The organism is Candidatus Accumulibacter similis (assembly GCA_013347225.1).
Classification (GTDB): domain Bacteria; phylum Pseudomonadota; class Gammaproteobacteria; order Burkholderiales; family Rhodocyclaceae; genus Accumulibacter; species Accumulibacter similis.
This window is the reverse complement of record CP054595.1, coordinates 675618-697184: the sequence shown is the minus strand read 5'-3', so window position 1 is coordinate 697184 and position 21567 is coordinate 675618. Positions and strand designations below refer to the sequence as shown.

Annotated in this window: 20 protein-coding genes; 2 read left to right on the top strand and 18 right to left on the bottom strand. The window is 62.0% G+C overall.

Annotation, left to right across the window (positions count from 1 at the left end):
• Positions 1–9: 9 nt before the first annotated feature.
• From HT579_03070 to rfbA, 18 genes are all read right to left on the bottom strand, one after another.
• On the bottom strand, positions 10–714 hold the full coding sequence (locus HT579_03070; GenBank protein ID QKS28023.1) for a WbqC family protein: 705 nt from the start codon (positions 712–714) through the stop codon (positions 10–12).
• Positions 707–1225 (bottom strand): GNAT family N-acetyltransferase, encoded by a 519-nt coding sequence (locus HT579_03065; protein QKS28022.1) that lies wholly within the window; start codon positions 1223–1225, stop codon positions 707–709. Before HT579_03065 ends, HT579_03070 begins: the two co-directional genes overlap by 8 nt.
• Before the next feature lie 491 nt (positions 1226–1716).
• Positions 1717–3180, bottom strand: coding sequence for a hypothetical protein (locus tag HT579_03060; GenBank protein QKS28021.1), 1464 nt, complete (start codon positions 3178–3180; stop codon positions 1717–1719).
• Positions 3181–3358: 178 nt separating this feature from the next.
• Positions 3359–4468, bottom strand: a complete 1110-nt coding sequence (locus tag HT579_03055; GenBank protein QKS28020.1) for a class I SAM-dependent methyltransferase — start codon at positions 4466–4468, stop codon at positions 3359–3361.
• A gap of 55 nt (positions 4469–4523) precedes the next feature.
• The gene (locus HT579_03050; GenBank protein QKS28019.1) at positions 4524–5576 is read right to left on the bottom strand and encodes an ATP-grasp domain-containing protein; all 1053 of its coding nucleotides are present in this window, start codon (positions 5574–5576) and stop codon (positions 4524–4526) included.
• Entirely contained in the window at positions 5573–6313 is a 741-nt protein-coding gene (locus tag HT579_03045; protein ID QKS28018.1) for a metallophosphoesterase family protein, read from the bottom strand. The genes HT579_03050 and HT579_03045 overlap by 4 nt, the downstream gene beginning before the upstream one ends.
• A complete protein-coding gene (gene asnB, locus HT579_03040; protein ID QKS28017.1) occupies positions 6292–8169 on the bottom strand; it encodes an asparagine synthase (glutamine-hydrolyzing) in 1878 nt (625 codons plus the stop codon). Before asnB ends, HT579_03045 begins: the two co-directional genes overlap by 22 nt.
• A gap of 3 nt (positions 8170–8172) precedes the next feature.
• Positions 8173–9318, bottom strand: coding sequence for a DegT/DnrJ/EryC1/StrS family aminotransferase (locus HT579_03035; protein ID QKS28016.1), 1146 nt, complete (start codon positions 9316–9318; stop codon positions 8173–8175).
• Positions 9318–10298, bottom strand: coding sequence for an NAD-dependent epimerase/dehydratase family protein (locus HT579_03030; protein ID QKS28015.1), 981 nt, complete (start codon positions 10296–10298; stop codon positions 9318–9320). The genes HT579_03035 and HT579_03030 overlap by 1 nt, the downstream gene beginning before the upstream one ends.
• A 193-nt stretch (positions 10299–10491) precedes the next feature.
• Positions 10492–11553 (bottom strand): NAD-dependent epimerase/dehydratase family protein, encoded by a 1062-nt coding sequence (locus HT579_03025; protein QKS28014.1) that lies wholly within the window; start codon positions 11551–11553, stop codon positions 10492–10494.
• 12 nt (positions 11554–11565) lie between these two features.
• On the bottom strand, positions 11566–12501 hold the full coding sequence (locus HT579_03020) for an NAD-dependent epimerase/dehydratase family protein (GenBank protein ID QKS28013.1): 936 nt from the start codon (positions 12499–12501) through the stop codon (positions 11566–11568).
• Positions 12502–12513: 12 nt separating this feature from the next.
• The gene (locus tag HT579_03015) at positions 12514–13455 is read right to left on the bottom strand and encodes an NAD-dependent epimerase/dehydratase family protein (GenBank protein QKS28012.1); all 942 of its coding nucleotides are present in this window, start codon (positions 13453–13455) and stop codon (positions 12514–12516) included.
• A 53-nt stretch (positions 13456–13508) separates the two neighbouring features.
• Positions 13509–14588: a UDP-N-acetylglucosamine 2-epimerase (non-hydrolyzing) gene (wecB, locus tag HT579_03010; protein ID QKS28011.1), complete on the bottom strand. Its 1080-nt coding sequence runs from the start codon at positions 14586–14588 to the stop codon at positions 13509–13511.
• A complete protein-coding gene (locus HT579_03005; protein QKS31464.1) occupies positions 14585–15685 on the bottom strand; it encodes a DegT/DnrJ/EryC1/StrS family aminotransferase in 1101 nt (366 codons plus the stop codon). The genes wecB and HT579_03005 overlap by 4 nt, the downstream gene beginning before the upstream one ends.
• Positions 15686–15765: 80 nt before the next feature.
• Positions 15766–16398, bottom strand: coding sequence for an N-acetyltransferase (locus HT579_03000; GenBank protein QKS28010.1), 633 nt, complete (start codon positions 16396–16398; stop codon positions 15766–15768).
• 13 nt (positions 16399–16411) lie between these two features.
• Positions 16412–17479: an FAD-dependent oxidoreductase gene (locus HT579_02995; GenBank protein ID QKS28009.1), complete on the bottom strand. Its 1068-nt coding sequence runs from the start codon at positions 17477–17479 to the stop codon at positions 16412–16414.
• Positions 17480–17486: 7 nt separating this feature from the next.
• Positions 17487–18539, bottom strand: coding sequence for a Gfo/Idh/MocA family oxidoreductase (locus tag HT579_02990; protein QKS28008.1), 1053 nt, complete (start codon positions 18537–18539; stop codon positions 17487–17489).
• Between the two features lie 329 nt (positions 18540–18868).
• A complete protein-coding gene (gene rfbA / locus HT579_02985) occupies positions 18869–19747 on the bottom strand; it encodes a glucose-1-phosphate thymidylyltransferase RfbA (GenBank protein ID QKS28007.1) in 879 nt (292 codons plus the stop codon).
• 189 nt (positions 19748–19936) lie between these two features.
• Here rfbA and HT579_02980 point away from each other — a divergent pair, with 189 nt between their 5' ends.
• Positions 19937–20698 (top strand): methyltransferase domain-containing protein, encoded by a 762-nt coding sequence (locus HT579_02980; protein ID QKS28006.1) that lies wholly within the window; start codon positions 19937–19939, stop codon positions 20696–20698.
• Between the two features lie 6 nt (positions 20699–20704).
• Entirely contained in the window at positions 20705–21478 is a 774-nt protein-coding gene (locus tag HT579_02975) for a TSUP family transporter (GenBank protein QKS28005.1), read from the top strand.
• Positions 21479–21567 lie beyond the last annotated feature (89 nt).

The window sequence follows — 21567 nt, the reverse complement described above, 5'->3', positions numbered from 1 at the left end:
ACGAATTGATCATCTTACCGCGAGCAGCGCCCTGACTCCAGCTCTCCCGACATTCATCAGCGCATCCACGACGGAAAGACCGGGCACGAAATCGGCAGCGCCCGCCTGTGGATACTTCGGATGCTGGAATCCTTGATAGACCAACGACACGCCAGCCTGCGCGAAGGCTTGATCATCCTGGTAGCCGGATGCTCCGCCGCCGCACATGTAATAACTTCCATCGACCTTGCGTATCAGGTTGACCAGCAGTCCGCTCGCCTGCCCTTCGCAGCCTAGCGACGAAGATGCCACACAGTGTTCATGCCGCAGGCCAATCTCCCCGGCCATGGCCTTGATCACAGCCATGTTGTAAAGCGCCAAGTTGCTCTCGGGCGTAAGAATCAGCGGCTCAAGCCAAGCCATGGTTTCCTTGAAGAATGGCGCTCGCGGGTAGTTTGCCGCCAGCGTCTTCAACAGTTTTCGGCGCCACGGCTGTTCGTCGGCCCACGCCACTTCGTTGATCGCCAGCACGCCGTGGAAGGCTCGTTTGATCGGTCCGGTAACCCAGCGTGCCTCGCCTCCACAGCGCATCTTCACCCGATTGCACCATACACCTCCCGTCTTCGGGAACTGCACGTGATCGAGAAAGATGAAGACGTCGCTTCGCGCAATCTTGTCGAAATAGCCCAGCCACGGGAAGAAATTCGGCTGGTGGATGGCAACCGTCTTACTCATCCTGCTCGATCAATCCCATCACCGCCACATCCAGCCACTTGCCGTCGATGAAGGCGGCTTCCTTCAACGAGCCCTCCCTGAGGAAGCCTGACTTCTCGTAGGCGCGGATGGCCCGCGAGTTGGTCTCGAAGACATGCAGGTAGATTCGGTGGAGGTTCAGGTCAGCAAGTCCGAAATGGCACAGGAGCTTGACGGCCTCGGTGCCGTAGCCCTTGCCCTGGAACGTCTCGTCGCCGATGCGGATCTGCAGTTCAGCGCTGCGGTGCCGCCAGTTGATGTTCAGCAACTGGCAAGTGCCTATCGCCTTGTTGCTTGCCAGTTCCTCGATCACGAAGATGACCATGTCGCTACGCTTGGTGAGCATCGACTCGACCCACGCCTCATGGTCGACCTCTGAAACCGGGTGGTAGGGCGCGTTCAGGATCACCAGTTGGCGATGCGTGATCCATTCGTATAGCACGGGTGCATCGGCACGCCGCAGCGGCCGCAGGCGTACGCTGTCAGCCTGCATTGTGCCGGCCTCGCACGGATTCAGGTTTCGGTGCCGAGGGTCCGGCCGGGATCAGGATGCGAGCCACAATCAAGTGTTGCCAATGGCCATCAAAGGCTGGCGGCAGCAGGGTGCGGAGATGGTTATGGATCGAAACCACAGGCTGTGCCCAACTGCGAAACCCGCTAACGGGCGTTGGGCGCCCGCAGTAGTTGGCCACTCGTTCGTCCGGGCTGTGGACAACCCAGCTGCTGGAGCGAATCTTCGGCAGATTCGCTGCGATAACGGCCTTGAGAAGTTCATGGCCGGCGGCACCCCTCTGCGGCTGGACAGGAGGGCGCACACTGATTGGCGCGCAACGCTCACGCAAGGCGTCGAGATACTGTCGTCTGATCGCTGCCGCAACGACCGCAGCCACGGCGCAGACCGCCACGTCGCCGAGCCACCGGGAAAGGCCCGGAACATCGCCGAAAGGCAGGGCTCGCGACACACTCATCCCTTGCTCACCAGCGTCAACGGGACGGGTCGGCCAGCACGAACGACTGCGACCGCCCGTCGCCCTGCACTGCATCCACCGCGGACCTCAAGCCCACAGCCATGGTTACCCTTGTTCTCTCGCCACCAGTCATGCCTTCCACGTGCTCCTTGAAGGCCTGCCACCGGTTTCGCGACGTTTCCTCGACCTCCCGGACACCGTCTGCCGTGAGGTCCTCCCCGAGGTGCTGTTCCCGCCTGTCGTCGGCTGGACGGTCGGCAGCCTCGCTATGCCCCAGCCCGTCAAGGCCGATCGCCTCGCGCCTGCCCCACGCAGCGAGGGACTCGATTCGGGCACAAAGATCGACGCAGCCGGCCTCCAGCACGTCGTCTGCCGCCGGCTGGCCTTGCGCCACACGGTCACGGACCTCCAGCGATTCCCGGTGGCTCTTGTCATGCGCCTCGCCCGTCATTAGCCAGCTTCCGCCGCAAACACCCTTGAACAGACTCAAGCCATCGAGCCGAAGGCCCACCTGGTCCAGAAAGCCGTCCACTTCCGCCGCAGGTATCTGCCATTCGCGGATCAGAATCGCCTTGCACACTCGCCTGATCTGTGTTTCGTGGAGGCGCGAGAGCTCCAGGAAGAGAGTCGCGAACCGCCTCGTGTTCCACAGATAATCAAGCGCAACATAAGTCCTGTCGTCGATCGATCGCAGGAACCTGACGGACGCCGCAGAACCGGCAAAGTTCTCGCGGTTCCAGTCCTCGAGCGCCTGATCGTAGAGTCGCATCGTCGCTCTGGCCCGACCGACAGCGCACCGGAAGACGCGTTGACGCGGCGGCATGATGCGTGACTGCCACCAGCCCGGGTGGGTCAGTACCTGCAGACACGGGTCGCTGGCATCGCTCAGCACGTCGGACAAGCGACGAAAGCGCCAATAACCATTGGAGTCTGAACAGTACGGCACCTGGGTCTTGAAGTGCTTGGAGTAGCAGTTGACCAGGCCACCGTAGCTGTCGTCTTCGCAGCTCAGATGAAAGGCACTTGGGTTGTGGAAACTGAAAGCAGTGGGGCGTTTGCCCAGAAACTGCTCGAGCAGCCCGGCCTCACGGTAAATCTGGTCATGCAATTCCTCCTGCGAACGAGTCGCGTGGAAAGCCCCATCAAAATGCAGGGCGACCTCGTGACCCAAGCGAAGCAGTTCGTTCACGATCTCAAGCTGGCCACGTTCGAGGAGATTGTAAAACTCGCTGTGTGGATTCACGAAGAAGGTCGATTTCAGCCCTTCTTCCTCCTCGGCACGGCCCAATGCGAGTGCCCGGTTCAAGGAATAGTCGCAGTCGTGTCGCCAGAGGACGAAGCGCTCCCCCCATGGGATGCGGCCGTAGCTGGCAGGCGTGTAGGACGAAAGGCAAAGCCGAAGCAGACGACGATATGCCCCGATCGTGAAGTCCTCGTTCCGCGGTACAGCGTTCGCAGGCTTGTTATCCACCGATATCATGGCGTTATCTCCTCCCTGACCTGACGTGGCAGCCACCAGGAACCACGTCGGCCCTCGAGTTCACTCGCCATCGGATTGGTAAGCCGGCAGCCGCATACCTGTGCCTCGCTCATATCGCACGATGTCCGACCACAACCTGCCGGCAAAGTCATCCGTCTGCCCAGACTGGAACCGGCCTTCAACAATCGCTCACAACCGCCTTGAAACCACCGCTGGATATCGCGTAGATGTCCGCTGCCACGCCTCGGGCCCGCAGCCTGCCAATCACTGCCGGGTGGTACTGCTGACTCAGCGTGAGTATTATTGACTTGCCGTTTTCGAAAGCCTGATCGTCCGGGCGACCGATTGTCAGCGGGGTATTCGGCATCAGGCGCCCCTGGATCACCGGGTTATCGTCAACAATCGCAATCCGGTCGTACCAGTTGACTTGGAAGTCTGAACAGTAGAGCAGCGCCGACGCGGACAACCCGGCACCATAGAGAACGACTCCACCGTCGCTGCGACCGATGAAAGCACAGACCTCAGAGACCACCTGCCTCAGGCCGCCAATTCTCGCACTGGGGTCGTAGGAACCGCCAGTTCGGCGGCCAAATGCACATATCAGGCTTGGCTCGGTAGCCCCATTCAGAAACCGTACTTCGAAGCCGCAGCGGAAGATCATCGCCGCCAGCGACTTGCGACAGAAATAGTGCGGGTGCTCGTGCGCAAACATGTTCAACACACCCAGGTGCAGAAAGTGCTCGGCGTTCGGCACCTGCACGATCGCGATGCCATCAGCCTTGAGGTTGCGGTGCAGTTGCTCAAAAAAACCATCGATGTCGACGATGTGCTCCAGATTGAAGCGCGAGATGATGCGATCGAAATCTCCTGAGACCGGAGTTGAACCATAGTAGCCATCGATGAAGCGAACATCGCCGCATTCCCGTGCTCCCGGATTGATGGCCGTGCAGCGATATCCCTGGTCGAGGAAGCAGCGCATCTGCTCCACCTCATCACAGCCTATCTCCAGCAGACTGAGGTTTCCAGGCGGACAGAAGACCGGCAACAGCCTGTTGAACGGCTCACGATAAAAGGCATTCAAGGTCTCGAGAGCCTTGAAAGGGTACAGATTGTAGTAAGTGGCGTACAGGTTCTCGGAAAACTCGGGGTCGAGATCCGTCAGGAACACGTGCTGGCACTCGCAACAGGCCGCGGCCCGGACCGCTCGCGCCGGGACATCGCCTGCACGATCGCTTTCCACCGGAAAAAGGATGGCGGGCAGCACACTGCCGCCTGGAATCTGGACCACCTCGGACGATCCGCAGGCAGGACAAGCGTTCCTGCTGATCGGGTTCGGCGCCGACCTAGCCATAATAATGCTCCGTCAGGTTTCTGAGGATGAGGCCCTTGCCATAGGGGAAGCCAACAGGTACCGTCTCATGGAGCAGATGCTTGCGCACCAGGACGTCCGGCTCGTTGTATCCAACCATCGCGCGCAGCGACGTTGTTCCGGAAAACCTGGGGTTGATCTCGAAGACCTGAACCACGCGGTTGACCACGCGACACTGAATGTTGACCGGGCCTTTGGCACCAATCGCCTTCGCGATGGCCTGGCACGTTTCGGCAACTTCCGGGAATCTGTCGATCTCGCCCTGGCTGATTCCGGAGCTGATGACCAAACGCGGTCCGAGCTCTCTCCTACCTGTCGTGTTGGCAACGCTGGTGCGAATGCTGAGCTGCCCGGACAACATTCGCTTCACCGCGATTGAATTTATGTACTGTCCATCCATGTCATGGAGTACGCCGACCGTGTATTCGGCATCGGGAGTGCCGACGTACTCCTGTAGGAAGAACTTGATGTCATTGGCACCGAGGTTGAGGTACTTGGCGAGACCTGCGAGCTCGCACGGGTTTTGCGCGATATAGACGTTGGCCGAACCGCCACCTCCCAGCGACGGCTTGACGACTACGGGAAACCAATCGATCGATGCCAAGTCCGCATCGCCTTCGACGACGGCGAAGCGGGGAGCCTCAAACCCGAGTTCCAGCAGGCGCCTGTTCGTCTTCTCCTTGTCCATGCAGAGGTCAATCACGGGCGTCGGATTGACCGGGAGAAATACGCCCAGCGCTTCGATCTCCTGCCGGTGCTTGGCAAAGAGCCTCAATTCGGGTTCACAGCCATGAAACAGCGCCTGGATCCGATACCGTGAAATCAGGGCGAAAAGCTCGTCCATGTAGGCAGGGGAATTGGCCAGCGGCAGCACCGCCCGCTGGTCCACCATGTCGAACTGTGGACACGCGGGATTGGCATCGGCCCCGGCGATCCAATAGCGTCCCTTTTCTGCAGTCCGCAGGGCTTTGAGGATCTGCTCACCGTGACCACCGCCGCCCATTGCCGTAACCAGAACCCTTATCATTGCTTGCTGTCCGTCCGGGTTTGCATGAGCGTGCCGACCAGTGAGGGCGCCCGCCGAGCAAACAGACGGACAACGGAGGAGTGTAACAGATTCCGCGAACTCTCTGGCAGGAAAGCAAGCGATCCGCCAATCTCGAAGCGGTACAGGCAGGCTTTTCGGATTGCCGGATCGAAGGTCGCAAACGACCCATAGCGCCCATCATCCCGCGGCAGACCACAGCTGCCCACGTTGACAAAAGTCGTGCCGCCGCTGTCGCGAATGAACGGGTAATGACTATGGCCCATGAAGACAAAGCTTTCTCCGACCACGAAGCGGCTGAGATCAGTGTCGGGGTATAGATACTCATTCGTGAAATCCGCCGGGCTCCCGTGTACAAACAGCAGGTCCGTTCCGCCATGGGAGTGCCGACAGTGAGTCGGCCAGGACTGAATGAATGCTCTCTGTTCTCTGGTCAAGAGATCCCGGATGCGCTGATGCTGGTATGCCGGTTCGCGCTGCAGATCCGTGTCGCCGTTCAGCAGCATGCTCTCGTGGTTGCCGAGAAGGCATGTGACCGTTTTCCCCATTTCCTGCAGTTCGCTGATCACCCCGACGGTGGGAAGATATCCAATGGCGTCGCCAAGGAAGTAGAAGACTTGCGCGCCAAGGTCTCTGAGATGGCCGATGGCTGTACGAAAGGCAGCCGTGTTACCATGCGCGTCCGAAAGGATCCCGATCACAGGTAGGCCTTCATCCATGCTTCGACGTTGAGTAGCGACCAGATCAACAAACGCTGATTTTCCTCGCCCCGCATGTGCTGTTCGACCAGCGGCAGCAATGCCTTGCGATTGAGGACCTCGTAAATGCGGGCGTTCCTGTCCAGCAGGCTGCGTTTGACGAACTCGATGCTTTCGCCCTTGAACCAACTGGCGTCCGGGCCGGAGAAACCCTGTTTCAGGCCGCCGGTGATGGAGTGAGGAATGTGCCTGGCCATCACGTCCCTGAGAATCTGCTTGCCATCGCGGGTGCGTTCGAAATACTTCGAAGACTTGGCTCCAGGCTCGTTTTCGTTCATGCGCACGACTTCAGAGAGGTTGTTGAGCTTCAGTGAAACGGGACAGCGCATGGCAAAGTCCACCAGCTCGTTGTCGAGAAACGGTACGCGACTCTCAAGGCCGTGCGCCATGCTGAGTTTGTCTTCCACGACCAGCAACCCGTGCAGGAAGGTCTTGGCTTCGAAATACAGCGAGTGGTTGATGTAATCCGCGGGAGAATAGAGGCGGTCGGAATGATGCTTGAAGACGTCGCGAAAGATATCACGTGTCCAGACGTGTCTCACCTCGCCCCAGATCGGCGAGAAGACCTCGCGAAGCCTCTGATTCGGCATCAACCGCTGCCAGAACTGATAGTACTTGTCGATGTATCGGTCGAAATCATCATTGACCACGGCGCGGTAGTAACGCCAGGGATAACCACCAAAGAGCTCGTCGCCACCCGCCCCCGAGAGGACGACCCTGACGAACTTGGACGCCAACTGGGCAGCATAGTAGTTCGGGTAGCTCTGCCCGACACGCGGCTCTTCAAGATGCCAAGCGAGCTTGGGCAACACACGCTCCATGTCGCCGGCCTTCAATACCATTTCGTAGTGCTCGGTCTTGAAGCAATACGACATGTACTCGGCCTTGCTGCGCTCGTCGAACCCGAGTTCGAGACCGGACGCCGAATTGAGGTCGAACCCGCAGGTGAAAGTCTTCATGTACGGGTAGGACTGGGCTGCAACTGCAGTGATTGATCCCGAGTCCATGCCGCCGCTCAGGTAACTGCCGAGTTCCACATCCGTCACCAGTTGGCGATTGACCGCCTGCCGGAAGAGGCGATCCAGTTCGGCCTCGTAAGCCACCTTGTCCACCTTGCCCGATGGTTCGCGGAAATCGAAGTCCCAGTACTGAATGAAGTTCAGTTCGGGAGCCGGGCTGCCCAAGTCCAGCAATGCGTAGTGTCCTCCCGGACACAAGCTGACGTCCTGCAGCAAGGTCTTGTTGGTGAAGATGTTCTGGAAGGTGAAGTACTCGAACAAGGCCTCCTTGTCGAGTTGCCGGGAAAACCCGGGCTGGGCGATGATGGCCTTCTGCTCAGATGCGAACGCCAGGGTGTTTCCGACCAGCGCATAGTACAGAGGCTTCACCCCATAGCGGTCGCGTGCCAGCATGAGCCTTCGTTCATGCCGGTCCCACAACGCGAAAGCGAACATGCCGTTGAGGCTGGCGAAGGCCCTTGGTCCCCAAGCGGCCAGCGCATTCAGGAGGACCTCGGTATCCGACTGCGAACGAAAGCGAAAACCCTCCGCCTCGAGCTCGGCGCGCAGTTCCCGGTAGTTGTATATCTCGCCGTTGTAGGCAATGACGTAACGATGGTCCGCGGAGAGCATTGGCTGATGTGCCGCGGCCGAAAGATCGATGATTGCCAGCCGACGGTGTCCGAATCCGACGCAACCTTCGGCCCATTGCCCTTCGCCGTCAGGCCCTCGATGCACGATGGCATCGGTCATGCGTTTCAGGATGGCAGGGGAGACCGGGCGACCGTCCAGGTTAACGAGGCCGGCGATGCCGCACATTGCTCAGGCGATCCGATGCAGCGACTCGACGACATGCGCGTAATCTGCTTCCGTCATGCGGTTGTGGAGGGGAATCGCCATCGTCTGGTCGTTGCAGTCGCGAGCTGCCGGGAAGTCTTCGGGGCTCAGACCATAGCGGCTGGCGTAGTAGCCGAGCATATGCACGGCGTGCGTACCGGGTCGCGTGGAGATTCCAAGCGCCTGCAAGCGCTCCATGATCTCGTTGCGCGGTGCCGGTGCTCTGTCGGGATCGACGTAAAGAACGTAAGCCTGCCAGGCATGCTGACCGTCCGCCGGTATCGCTGGCGGCAGCAACCACTCGAGATCGGCGAGCGAACGGCTGTAGTAGGCGGCCCAAACGGCCCGCTCAGCGATGAAACGATCGAGTTTTGCCAACTGCACCAGTCCCACCGCCCCCTGCAGGTCGGTCATCCGGTAGTTGTAGCCGAGCAGGTTGAACTCGGGCAGAAGATAGGGGCGCGGACCCATGTGGCGCTGTTCTTCGGAGATGCTCGCGCCGTGGTTTCGCAGCATGTTGGCGGTCGCCGCCAGCGACGCATCGTTGGTGGTCACCATCCCACCCTCGCCGGTAGTGATCGACTTCCGCGGATGAAAGGAGAATGCCGCGGCCAGCCCGAGTGAGCCTGCGGGCTGGCCCTTGTAACTGGCACCGGCCGCACAGGCTGCATCTTCGATGATCGGGACATGCGCGGGTAATGCGGCGCGCAGGCGATCGATGTCGGCACACAGCCCGAAGAGGTGAACCGCAATCACCGCCTTTGTTCGCGGGGTGACCCGTTGCACGACATCGCCGACATCGAGGTTGTTGGTCCGGCGATCCACATCGGCGAATACCGGCGTTGCCCCACAGTGAACAACCACGTTGGCGGTCGCCACCCAGGTAAACGCCGGGACAATCACTTCATCGCCGGGCCCGATGCCAATGGCCGCCAGGATGAGATGGAGCCCGGTAGTGCAACTGGTGGTCGCCAGACCGTGTGCAACCGCGTGCCGCGCGGCAAACGCCCGTTCGAAAGCAGCGACCTTCGGCCCCTGCGTCAGCCAGCCGGTCAGCAGAGGCTCACGTGTCGCTTCCCACTCCTCGTCACCGGTACAAGGAAGGGAAATTGCGATCGATCGCGCAACCATCAGTAACTGCCCTTGTTGGCTTCCCGCCAGGCGATGAGCTTTTCGAGTCCTTCACGCAACCCGTAGCGGTACCTGAAGCCGAGATCGGCCTCGGCTTTCGCCGGACAACCGATGCGATTCTGCACCAACCGGCGCGCGTCATCGGCAGTGTAGGGTTTGTAGGTGACCTGCAGACTGGAGCGCTTCAGTTCCAGGATGAGGTCGCACAGTTCCTTGATGCTGGTCTGCACGCCGGAGCCCACATTGTAGAACTGGTCGTTGACCTCGGCTTGCAGGGCCAGCACGTTGCACCGGGCCACATCCTCGACGTCGATGAAATCGTAGGCCTGCGAGCCATCACCGTTGATCACCGGCGCTTCATTGGCGTCGATCTTGTTCAGCATGATCGGGATGACGCCGGTGTAGGCAGCCGTCTGATCCTGGTGGGGTCCATAAACGTTCATGTAGCGCAGCCCGACATAGGAAAGCCCGTAGCGATCGTGGAAGGCCCGACACATGGCCTCGCCTGCAATCTTGGAAGCGCCATAGAAATTCCGGTTCAGGAACGGATGAGCCTCCGTCATTGGCACCTCCACCGCATCTCCGTATACGGATGCGGACGACGAGTAGACCAAGCGCTTCACCCCATTTCTGACGCATGCCTCGAGGACGTTGAAGGTGCCCTCGATGTTGACGTGGAAGGCGGTGCGTGGAAAGTCCTTGCAGTGCAGGAGCCACATCGCCGCCAAATGAATGACGTAGTCACAACCACGCATGGCGTCGTCAAGCAGATCGACCTCGCGGATGTCCGCCCCGTTCTGGTAGAGACGACACCTCGGATCCGGAAGATGAGGCGCGAGATAGTTTCGCTTGCCGCGCGCGAAGTTGTCGTAGATCAGTACTTCGCCGACATCTGTCTTGAGCAGTTCTCCAACGACATGACTGCCGATGAAGCCGGCGCCGCCAATCAGCAACACTCTCGCATTGTCCAACGCGTTCATCTTTCGGTTTCCAGTTCTTCTAGCCCAACGGCGCGCAACAGGTCATGGACCTTCTCTCGTCAGGTCCTGTCGTCGGGAAATGTACGACCAATCCACAGCGCGTCCAGCCTGCTCGGTTGCCTGCTCGCGCGTGCCTGCCTCGCCACAGGGGTCCTGCTGTTCGGTCCGGCAGAACGGGGGGTCGCGCAGGATGTCATGCGCCCGCCTGCGTCATCAACTTGTCGTGCTTGGCAACGCTGCGCTCGATCACTTCGCGATTGGCCTTGGTCCATTCGACTGTGCGACGCAGCCCATCGCGGATGTCGACCTGCGCGCTGAAGCCCAACTCGCGGGCCGCCTTTTCGGTGGAGGCGAATCGCTTCCCGGAGCGATCCCAGTCGCGTGCAGGGCGCAGGTCGAGCGGCGTCGTGTTGCCGGTGTACTCGTTGATGATCGTTGCCAGATCCAGGATGCTCGTCTCGCAGCCGGTGGCAAGGTTATAGACACCGCCTGCGCATCCATGCTGCGCACAGGCCATCAGGCCACGCGCCATATCCTCGACGAAAATGAAATCGCGACTGGCGTTGCCGCCGTTGTCGAGCGGCAGCGCTTCCCCGTGCAGGGCGCGCCAGATGAACGTCGGCGTGACATTGCGCCAGACGGTGTGCACCGTACCACGCCACTGCCCGGCTCCGAGAATCTCGCGCGGCCCGTAGACGTTCGAGAAGCGGGCCTTGACCAAGGGCAGCCCGTAACGCTGGAAGTAGTAGTTGCCGTACAGTTCGCCGATGATCTTCGAGATCGAGTAGGGGCTGTCGTGGTAAAGGGTGACCGGCTGATCCTCGGTCGTTGCCGTCGGGGCGTCGTAGGTCTTCTCCGCGACAGCACAGGCCGCCGCCGCGTAAACGACCGTCTGCAGTCCCTTGATGTCCTTGAGGCGGTCGAAGAGCTTGAGCGAGGTATAGGTGTTGTTGTCGTGGTCAGCAAACGGGTCGGCAATCGAAGACTGGTTGCCGTGATAACAGGCGAGGTGGAAAACGTAGTCCAGATCCTCATCGAGCCCGGCCAGAATGCGGTCTTCGGTGATCGAACCGAAGACGAAGCGCACGCGCGCATCGGCCGGGATGTTGGCAACGTCCGCCGACAGGAGGTTGTCGACGACGATGATCTCGGCGGGGTCCTGGTCCAGGATCTGATGCACGAGGTTGCTGCCGACAAAACCGGCGCCGCCGACGACCAGCACCCGGGAACCTCTGAAGCCTTCACTACTCGTCATGATGAACCTCTTTCACTGGCCCTGTCCGGTGGCCTTGAGATGCGAAAAGACGTCGCTGACGCCGTACCGGTCGTACCACACCAACTGGCGCCGGATCGTCTCGGCGAAACCGACCTTTGCCCGCCACCCGAACGCCTCGATCGCCGCGCTGGGATCGAGTGAAACGACCGGCACATCGTCTCCTGCCGGCGGCACCACGGGCACCTCGATGACGCCGAGGCCAAGGTGTTCGGCGACCAGATCGAAAATCTCCTTGATCGAGTGCGCTTCGCCAGTGGACAGGTTGAAGACGCCGGTTGGCGCATCCCCTGCGATTGCCAGGTCCATGAAGGCAAGAAAGTCGGCCATGTCGAGAAAGTCGCGTGCGGTCGCAGAGCAGAAGCAGCTTTGGCCGGCGTGCAGACGCTTGTAAAAAGTCGGTATCGGCCCGATGGCGAGCCGCGGCCCCGTGACATTGGCGATGCGCAGCGACAGGGTGGGCACGCCGGAAAGCAGGAGGAACTGTTCACCTGCCGTCTTGGTGATCCCGTAACTGGTGAACGGCGCCGTCGGGTGACTCACCGGGATCGGTAGCTGTTGCGGTTGGCCGTAGCAGAGGGCCGTCTGGAAATTGACGAGGCGCCTGACCTTGCAGGTCTGCGCTGCCCTGGCGACGACGATGCTGCCGATGACGTTGGTGGTCGAGTCCTCGAGCCAGTCATCGGGATCCTTGTAGGCAGCCGCAGCGTGGATGACGACCTCGGGCCGGAAGAGGGAGAAGCATTCATCGACGAGGGACGCATCGGCAATGCTGCCCTCCCTGACGGTCAGTCCGGGAACCGCGGGGACGACTTCACGCTTGCCGGTGGCAAAGTTGTCGATGACGAGAATCTCGTGGCCCTTCGGCAACCAATGTTCGATGAGATTGGATCCGAGGCAGCCAGCGCCGCCCGTAATCAGGATACGCATGCCAGGCCTCTTCTAGTGCTTCTCTTGCAGGCGCAGGTGGGTGTACTCACCCAGAGTGCCGTGCTGACGATAGTAGTCCATGGCCGCGCCGACCGTTTCCTGCAGCGGCGTGAAGGCGATCTCGCCAAAATCCTGAAAGGTGCGGCTGGGGTCGAGGAGGATCGAGAAGACGTCGTCCGGCCCGAGTTCCTTGACCTCGGCCTGCGGTCTGCCCGGAACATCGAGGGCAGTGACTACCGCATCATAGAGTTCCTGGATGGCCACGTCTTTGCCCGACGAGAAATGGTAGGCACCGTGTCCCGTTCCGTCGACGGCCTTGAGGACGACGCGCGCGAGATCCTTGACGAAGACGAAATCCCGACGCGCCCTGGTGACGAAGCACTGCTTGCCATCCTTGAGGCGCTGGTAGAAGATCGGCAGCGGACCGGCAACGTTGCGCGGACCGACGACATTTGCCAGACGAAAGGTCACGTAATCGACACCCGAAAGCTCGAGGTAGTACTCATTGGTCGTCTTCGAGATGGCGTAGCTGCTGCCAACCGGGTTGCGCGGATGGTCGAGGCGAATCGGTTGCTGCAGCGGTCTGAGACCATAGCAGAGTGCCGTCTGAAAATAGATGAAGCGACTGACGCCGAACTTCCTCGCTGCGTCAACCATGTTCGAACCACCGACGCAGTTGGTGAGGGTGTCGTTGTACCAGTCATCCGGGTCCTTGTACGAGGCCGCGGTATGAACGATGGCGTCCGGCCTGAAATCACCGATCAACTGCTCCATCAGTGCCTTGTTGGCGACCGAGTCGATGACGATCGTCAGTGCCGGATGGTCGACGAGGTGCTCTCTGCGCCCGGTCGCGAGGTTGTCGACGGTGACCACCTGGTCGCCCCGGGCGAGCAGCATCTCGATGATGTGCGAGCCGATCTGTCCAAGCCCTCCGCTGACAAAGACCTTCATCATGCTTTCCTTGTAAAGAGTGAAATGTTGACACCGATGGGTGGACTGACCGCCATTCAGAGAAGACGGGAGACAATCGCTCTCGCCGCCGTGCCGTCGCCGTACGGGTTGCCCTGCGCAACCCCGATCCGACCGGCAAGCACCTCGCTGACGGCGGCGACGATCGCCGGAGAGGAGGCGCCCACCAGCCGATTCCAGCCAGTCTCGACGGTCTCGACCCACTCGGTCTCGTCGCGCATGGTGACGCAGGGAACACGGTAGAAGAAAGCCTCCTTCTGCACTCCGCCCGAATCGGTCAGGATCAGCCGTGCCGCCTGTTCGAGTGCGACCATGTCGAGAAAGGGCAAAGGTTCGGTGAGGGTGAGCGAATCCAGATGATGCAGCAGATCATGTTCCTCGACAAGCTTGCGTGTCCGCGGGTGGAGCGGCAGGACCACCGGCAACCCCTCCGCGACCCGAGCCAGCGCCGACAGGATGCCTCCGAGTCGTTGCGGATCGTCGGTGTTCTCGGCACGGTGGCAGGTGGCGAGGGCGAAATTCCCTGGCTTCAGCCGCAGTCGCTGCAACACCTCGCTGTGCTGCCGGGCCCGGTCACGATAGAACAGGGCAACGTCGTACATCACGTCGCCGACGTTCACGACGCCCTTCGCGATGCCTTCTGCCTGCAGGTTCTTGACCGCCGTTTCCGTTGGGCAGAAGAGCAGGCTGGAGACGCGGTCGGCAAGAATGCGGTTGATCTCTTCCGGCATGCGCATGTTGAACGAGCGCAGGCCTGCCTCGACGTGGGCCACCGGCACGTGCAGCTTGGCGGCGGCGAGCGCGCCCGCGAGCGTCGAGTTCGTGTCGCCGTAGATCAGTACCCAGTCGGGCTTCTCCCGCAATAGCACCGCTTCGATCGCCTCAAGCATGCGACCCGTCATGGCACCGTGCTGGCCACCGGAAATCTCGAGGTTGTAACGGGGCTGCGGGATGTCCAGTTCGTCGAAGAAGACGCGGGACATGTTCTCGTCGAAGTGCTGGCCCGTGTGAACGAGGATCTCGTCGATGTCCGCGGAAAAGTCATCGCGTATCGCTCGCGAGACCGCTGCAGCCTTGATGAACTGGGGCCGCGCGCCGACGACGGTCAGCAGCTTCATGCCGTTGCCTGCGCCAGCGCGGCAACGATCTGTTCCTGGGTCTGCCGCTCGAGGTAGGGATGCATCGGCAGACTGACAACGCGCGCCGCCACCGCATCGGCATGTTCCAGGCTCCCGGCGATGCGGCAGGACGCAGCGTATGCGGGCTGCCGGTGCAAGGGCACCGGGTAATGGACGGCGGTCGGAATGCCTGCCGCGGCAAGCTGTTGGAGAACGTGCTCGCGCCTGTCCACCTGCACGGTGAACTGGCCCCAGACGCAGGTCCGATCCGGACGAACGCTCAGCCGCTGCACGTTGGGCAGATCCCCCAGCATTTCCAGATAGCGCGCTCCGACCGCCAGGCGTTGTTCGATCTCCCGATCGAACTGCTCCAGCTTGGCGAGGACGATGGCGCACTGCAGCGTGTCCATGCGGCCGCCAACGCCAACCCGCGTGTGGAAATAGCGGCGTTCCTGACCGTGCACGCGAATCTCGCGCATCGCCTTGGCGAGACCATCGTCACTGGTGAATATCGCGCCGCCATCACCATAACAACCGAGTGGCTTGCTGGGAAAGAAACTCGTACAACCGATCGTCGACAGGTTGCAGCTCCTCGCTCCGCGGTAGGTGGCACCGAAGCTCTGCGCCGCATCCTCGATGACCGGGATGTCGCCGTGGCGGCGGGCGATCGACTGGATCTCCTCCATGTCGGCAACTTGGCCGTAGAGCGACACCGGCATGATCGCCCGGGTTCTTCCCGTGATCGCCGCGACAAGGCGGCTGGCGTCCATATTGCAGGTGTCCGGCTCGACATCGACAAAGACGGGAGTCGCACCTGCCAGGGCGATCACTTCCGCCGTCGCGACGAAGGTGAACGGCGTCGTGATCACTTCATCTCCTGGTCCGACACCAAGCGCCATCAACGAGATGAGCAGGGCCTCGGTTCCCGAGGCGGCGGTGATGCAGTGCGAACTGCCCGTGTAGCCCTCCAGCCGCTGTTCCAGTTCCCTGACTTCCGGGCCCATGATGTACTGGCCGTGATCGAGTACCCGCTGCATGCGCTCATGGATCGGGTCGCGGAGGGAGGCGTATTGCGCCTTGAGGTCGATGAATTGAATGCTCATGAGTATCCTGCTGACTTGCGGTTGAAGCGGGCGCCTGCCGCCGATCGCCCGCAGGCGGTCGCTTGCGGCATGCATCAATGGCCGGGCTGGCGGGCTTCTGACGCCCCTTCCGGGTCGCCATGGTCGTCTCGCACGCTAAGGACCTGCCCATCCCTGAGCAGGTAGCGGACCGCCGTCGCCGGGCAACGCGCCTCGCCTTCGCCACTGAGAGGCAGATCGAGGCGTTCGCCGTGCTGGCTGATCCAGCCGATCTGTCTCGCGGGAACGCCCGCCATCAACGCGTAGCCGGGTACGTCCCGGTTGACCACCGCGCCGGCGGCGACAAACGCATACTCGCCGATCGTGACGCCGCAGACGATGGTGCAGTTGGCGCCCAGAGTGGCGCCCCGTCTCACCAGCGTGTCGCGGTACTCATGCTTGCGCGAGACATGGCTGCGTGGGTTGTAGACGTTGGTGAAAACCATGCTCGGCCCGCAGAAGACATCGTCCTCGAGCGTCACGTTGTCATAGACCGAAACGTTGTTCTGGATCTTGACGTTGTTGCCGATGACCACCCTGTTGCCTATGAAGACGTTCTGACCCAGTGAGCAATCGCTGCCGATGCGTGCCTGAGCACAGACATGTACCCATTGCCAAATGCGGGTATTGTCTCCCACTACCGCACCGCTGTCGATGATCGCCGTCGAATCTGCCGTAAAACCGTTCATGATCCTCCCTGATTCAGTGAATGTGGTCGGAAACCTTTCTCGCGAGCGCCTGAGCGGTTGTCCACTTGCCGCCGAAAACGCTGATCAGTGCGCCGTCACGGTGCAAGGCGTACTCACGTGTCGCCTGCGCCGGATTGCTGGCCGAGTGGAGCAGCGGACGGACACCGGCAAAGGCCTCGAGCACCCGGCCGGGACCGCTCGCCGACGGGAAATAATGGCCGATGACCGTCAGCAGGTAATCCTGCTCGCTCGGATCGCAGACTGCCGGGGCGTCAAGCGCCTGCCGAACTTCCGTCGTGCCGACCAGCGTTCGTCCCTGCCAGGGAAGGACGAAAACGATTCTCGGCTCGCAAGGAACCTCGAGCACGTAGGCCTGCGGACAGGGAAGATCGAGGACCAGGTGACTGCCCCGCACGAGATCGAGGCGGTACGGGGAAGCGATTCCGCTCTGCTCGAGCAGGCGCTCGGCCCAGGGCCCACAGACGTTGATCAGGCGCTCATGGCGAGCCGACGTACCGTCGGCGAACTCGAGCCGGCCGCTGCGATCCACCCGTCGTACCTCGCAATGCTCGCGCAGCACGGCACCCGCTGCCTGCGCCTGCTCGGCGACCCACAAGCCCAGTGCCCGATCGTCCATCTGGCCATCGGAGAAGCTGTAGCCGCCGAGCAGTCCGTCGCGACGCAGTCGCGGATCGGCCTGCAGGATCTGTCCGGCCGTGCGCCAGCTCGCGGCCGGCAGTTCGCTTCTGCCCGCCAGCGCGTCGTAGAGGAACAGCCCGGCGCGAATCAGCCAGCGTGAACGACGACCGCCGCGGTAGATCGGCATCAGCAGCCGCAGCGGCCGGGTCAGGCCGGGCACCCGTGCGAGCCAACCGTCGCGCTCGCGCAATGCCTCGCGCACCAGCCGGAATTCGAGATTCTCGAGATAGCGCAGCCCGCCGTGCAGCAGTTTGGATGAGCGTGAACTCGTCTCCGCCATCAGTCGGTTGCGCTCGTACAGGCGCACTGCGTGACCGCGCTGCTGCAGCTGCCAGGCACAACACAGACCGTTGATGCCACCACCAACGATGCCGATGTCCATCAACCGGTCAGTATTCGAGTGGCAAGGCGATCTCGCGCCCGTCGCGGGCCGACAGGTAGGCCGCGATCAGAACTTCAAGCGACTTGAGGCCTTCACGCCCATCGACCTCGGGTTCGGCGTCGCCGCGCAGGACGTCGACGACGTTGCGGTAGTACAGCGGGTGACCGAAACCGTAAACCGACGTGGTCTCATAGTTGGCAGCCTTGATGTCGGCATCGTAGTCACGCTGATCTGCGAAGTCCCAGACCTGAATGTCGTTGACCGCGACGCCACCGATACGGACGGTTCCCTTTTCCCCGAGAATGGTGATCGAGCCTTCGAGGTTCCTCGGGTAGGTCAGCATGGTGACGCTCATCGAGCCGAGGGCCCCGCTGCGCCAGCGGATATTGAGAACGCCGGTGTCCTCGACCTGGATGTCCCGTGCCAGCGTGGCCGTCATCGCCGTGACGCTGGCGACCGGGCCAACCAGCCAGTCGACGAGGTCGACATAGTGGCTGGCCTGGTTCATGAAGGCGCCGCCGTCAAGTTCCCAGGTGCCGCGCCACTTGGCGGAATCGTAGTATTCCTGCGGTCGTGACCAGAACACGTTGATGCTGACCATATAGACCTTGCCGAAGCGCTTCTCGTCGAACGCACGTTTGAGCATCTGCAGGGTCGAGTTGCGACGGTTCTGCTTGACCACCAGTAGCCGCACGTTGGCTTGGTCGCAGGCGCGGACCATGCGCACGCCGTCCTGCCAGCGAGTCGCCATGGGCTTCTCGGTAACGACGTTTACGCCGTGGGTGGCAGCCAGGACGGCCTGGTCGGGATGCAGGCCGCTCGGCGTGCACAGCGCGACAACGTCAAGCGCTTCATGGCGCAACATCTCGTCCATGCGCGCGTAGCCCCTGACGGAGTACTTCTCGACGTGGGTTGCAAGAACGGCGCGGTCGTTGTCGCAGACGGCAGCCAGCTCGAGGTCATTGGCATGCGTCTCGATGGAACCGAAGTGATTTCTCGAGATGCGACCACATCCGACCACACCGACGCGGATGCGGCGCCCCTGAATCCTCTTGAACATCGACTGGCTTCCTTCATGGCGGGTATTTCGGAGTGCTGTAGCCCTGTCCGCAGGCCAAACGGTCCGTTTTGCGGAAAGTCTCGCATGATACCTTCAGCGGGTGACCGCTTCAAGGACGCCGCCAACAGGACGCCGTCGACAGGACGCTGTCGACGGACAGGGCTTCCAGCGGCTCCTGCCCACGGTGACGAACGACATGCCACGCCCTTCGCCGGTCATCGTTTGCCAGCCGCTGACGTCGTGGAACATCTCCAGCTCAGACCGCAACGCCCCGCCGCGTCAACGACGCGCGGTCGGCGAGCGCCGCCGCCGGACACTGGCAGGCAGCGTCAGAGCGGCCTTTCCCGCAGCAGGGCAAGCAAGTACTCACCGTAGCCGCTCTTGGTCAGCGGCTGCGCAAGCGCCTCGAGCTGATCGGCGGTGATCCAGTCATGGCGAAAAGCGATCTCCTCGGGGCAGGCCACCTTCAGCCCCTGCCGGTGCTCGATGGTGGCGATGAACTGCCCCGCCCCAAGCAGGCTTTCGTGCGTCCCGGTGTCCAGCCAGGCATAACCCCGCCCCATCAGCTCGACCTGAAGCTGCCCCTGCGCCAGGTAGAGGCGAGTCAGATCGATGATCTCCAGCTCGCCGCGAGCTGATGGCTTGAGTCCGCTCGCCAGTTCGGTCACCTGATTGTCGTAGAAATACAGACCGGTGACCGCGTAGTTGGACTTGGGTACCTGGGGTTTCTCCTCCAGGCTCAGCACCCTGCCTCCGCTGTCGAACTCCGCCACGCCGTAGCGCTGGGGGTCATGCACGTGGTACGCGAAGATCGTGCTGCCGACCTGGCGCTCGTTTGCCCGGGAAAGCAATTGCTGAAAACTATGGCCATAAAAGATGTTGTCGCCAAGAACCAGCGCCGATGGATCCTGCCCGAGAAAGTCGGCACCGATGATGAAGGCCTGCGGCAGGCCATCCGGGCTGTGTTGCACCGCATAGCTGAGATCGAGTCCCCAGCGTGAGCCATCGCCCAGCAGCTGTGCGAAGCGGGGCGTATCCTGGGGCGTCGAGATGATCAGAATCTCGCGGATTCCCGCCAGCATCAGCGTGCTCAGCGGATAGTAGATCATCGGCTTGTCGAAGACCGGCAGCAACTGCTTGCTGATGGCCAGCGTGGCGGGGTGAAGGCGAGTGCCGGAACCACCGGCCAGAATGATCCCTTTGCGCATCGTGAACAACCCTCGTGGTGACAGAAAGGGTGAGTTTAAGGCCTTTTCCGGCCGGGTCGCTCGCTGGAAAGATCAGGAAGCGTGCGCCCCCGGTCGCCATCAGCGCTGACCAGCCCCGCGCAAGGTGGAGTAACATCCCGCTCTGTTCGCATTCGGCGCCGGTGGTCGGCGAAGGTGATGGGCTGGCAGATGAGCTGGAATCCCGGGCAGTACCTCAGGTTCGCCGATGCCCGGTTGCGGCCGGCGCTCGATCTTCTCGCCAGGCTGGGCGAGGCGGAGGCGCGGCGCATCGTCGATCTCGGCTGCGGTGCCGGCAACGTCACCCGCTTGCTTGCCGAGCGCTGGCCGGCGGCGGCGATCATCGGCATCGACAGCGATGCGGCGATGCTCGCGCGCGCCGCCAGTACGCCGTCGGACATCGATTGGCAGCGGGCCGACGTCGCCACTTGGCGGGCCGGCTTCAGTCCCGACCTGCTGTTCTCGAATGCGGTTCTGCACTGGCTGCCGGATCACCACGGACTGCTGCCCACGCTTGTCGGGCAACTCTGCCCGGGCGGGATCCTGGCGGTTCAGATGCCGGCCAACTTTGGCGAACCGGCGCACCAGATCCTGCGCCAGCTCGCTGGCGAGCCGCACTGGAACGATGCGCTTGGCAGCGTGCGCATGGGCAGCATCCTGCCGCCCACAGACTACGAGCGCCTGCTGCGGCCACTCTGCCGTCAGATGGAGCTTTGGGAAACGACCTATTGGCACGTGCTGAGCGGCGAGGACCCGATCGTTGAATGGATGAAGGGGACGACGCTGCTGCCTTTCATGGAACGGCTCGATGGCGCCGCCGCCGAGCGTTTCCTCGCCGCCTATCGCGAGCGGCTGGCTGTCGTCTATCGCCGCAGCCCGGACGGAACGACGCTGTTTCCCTTCAAGCGCCTGTTCTTCGTCGCCCAGCGCTGAACAACGATGTACGGACTCGACCCGGTGCTGCTGGGCGGTCTGGCAGTGGCAGCCCTGCTTGCCGGCTTCATCGATGCCGTTGTCGGTGGCGGCGGCCTGATCCAGATCCCCGCGCTGTTCCAGGCGCTGCCGCGCGAGTTGCCGGCGACCCTGTTCGGGACAAACAAGTTTTCCAGCATCTTCGGCACGACCAGTGCCGCTTGGCGCTATGCCCGCCGCGTCGAGATGCCCTGGCGGACGACGCTGCCGGCAGCCGCGGCCGCGTTCGCCTGCTCCTACCTCGGTGCCATGGCGGTGGCCTGGCTGCCGCCGGCCGTGCTGCGGCCGCTGATCCTGCTGATGTTGATCGGTGCCGCCGGGTACACCTTCGCGCGCCCCGATTTCGGTGGCATTCACCGACCGCAACACACGGGGCGGCACGAGTTTGCCTACGCCCTCCTGCTGGGCGGAGCCATCGGCTTCTATGATGGCTTCTTTGGCCCGGGGACCGGCAGCTTCCTGATCTTCCTCTTCATCCGTTTCTTCGGTTTCGATTTCCTGCACGCGTCGGCGGCAGCGAAAGTGGTCAACGTGGCCACCAACCTGGCGGCGCTGGGCTTCTTCGTCCCGCACGGCCACCTGCTCCCCTTGCTGGCGATGATGATGGCGGCCTGCAACGTCGTCGGCTCGTTCGTCGGTAGTCAGCTCGCGCTGCGGCACGGCAGCGCCTTTGTCAGGAGGGCCTTCCTCTGCGTCGTCAGCGTCTTCATCCTCAAGTTTGCCCATGATACCTTCCGTTAGACTTGTCTCCCGCTGCCCGCGGCCGCACAATGGTCGCTTGCCGGCGCACGCTCGCTGGCGGCAGGGGATGCGGGCAACCACACGGGAGG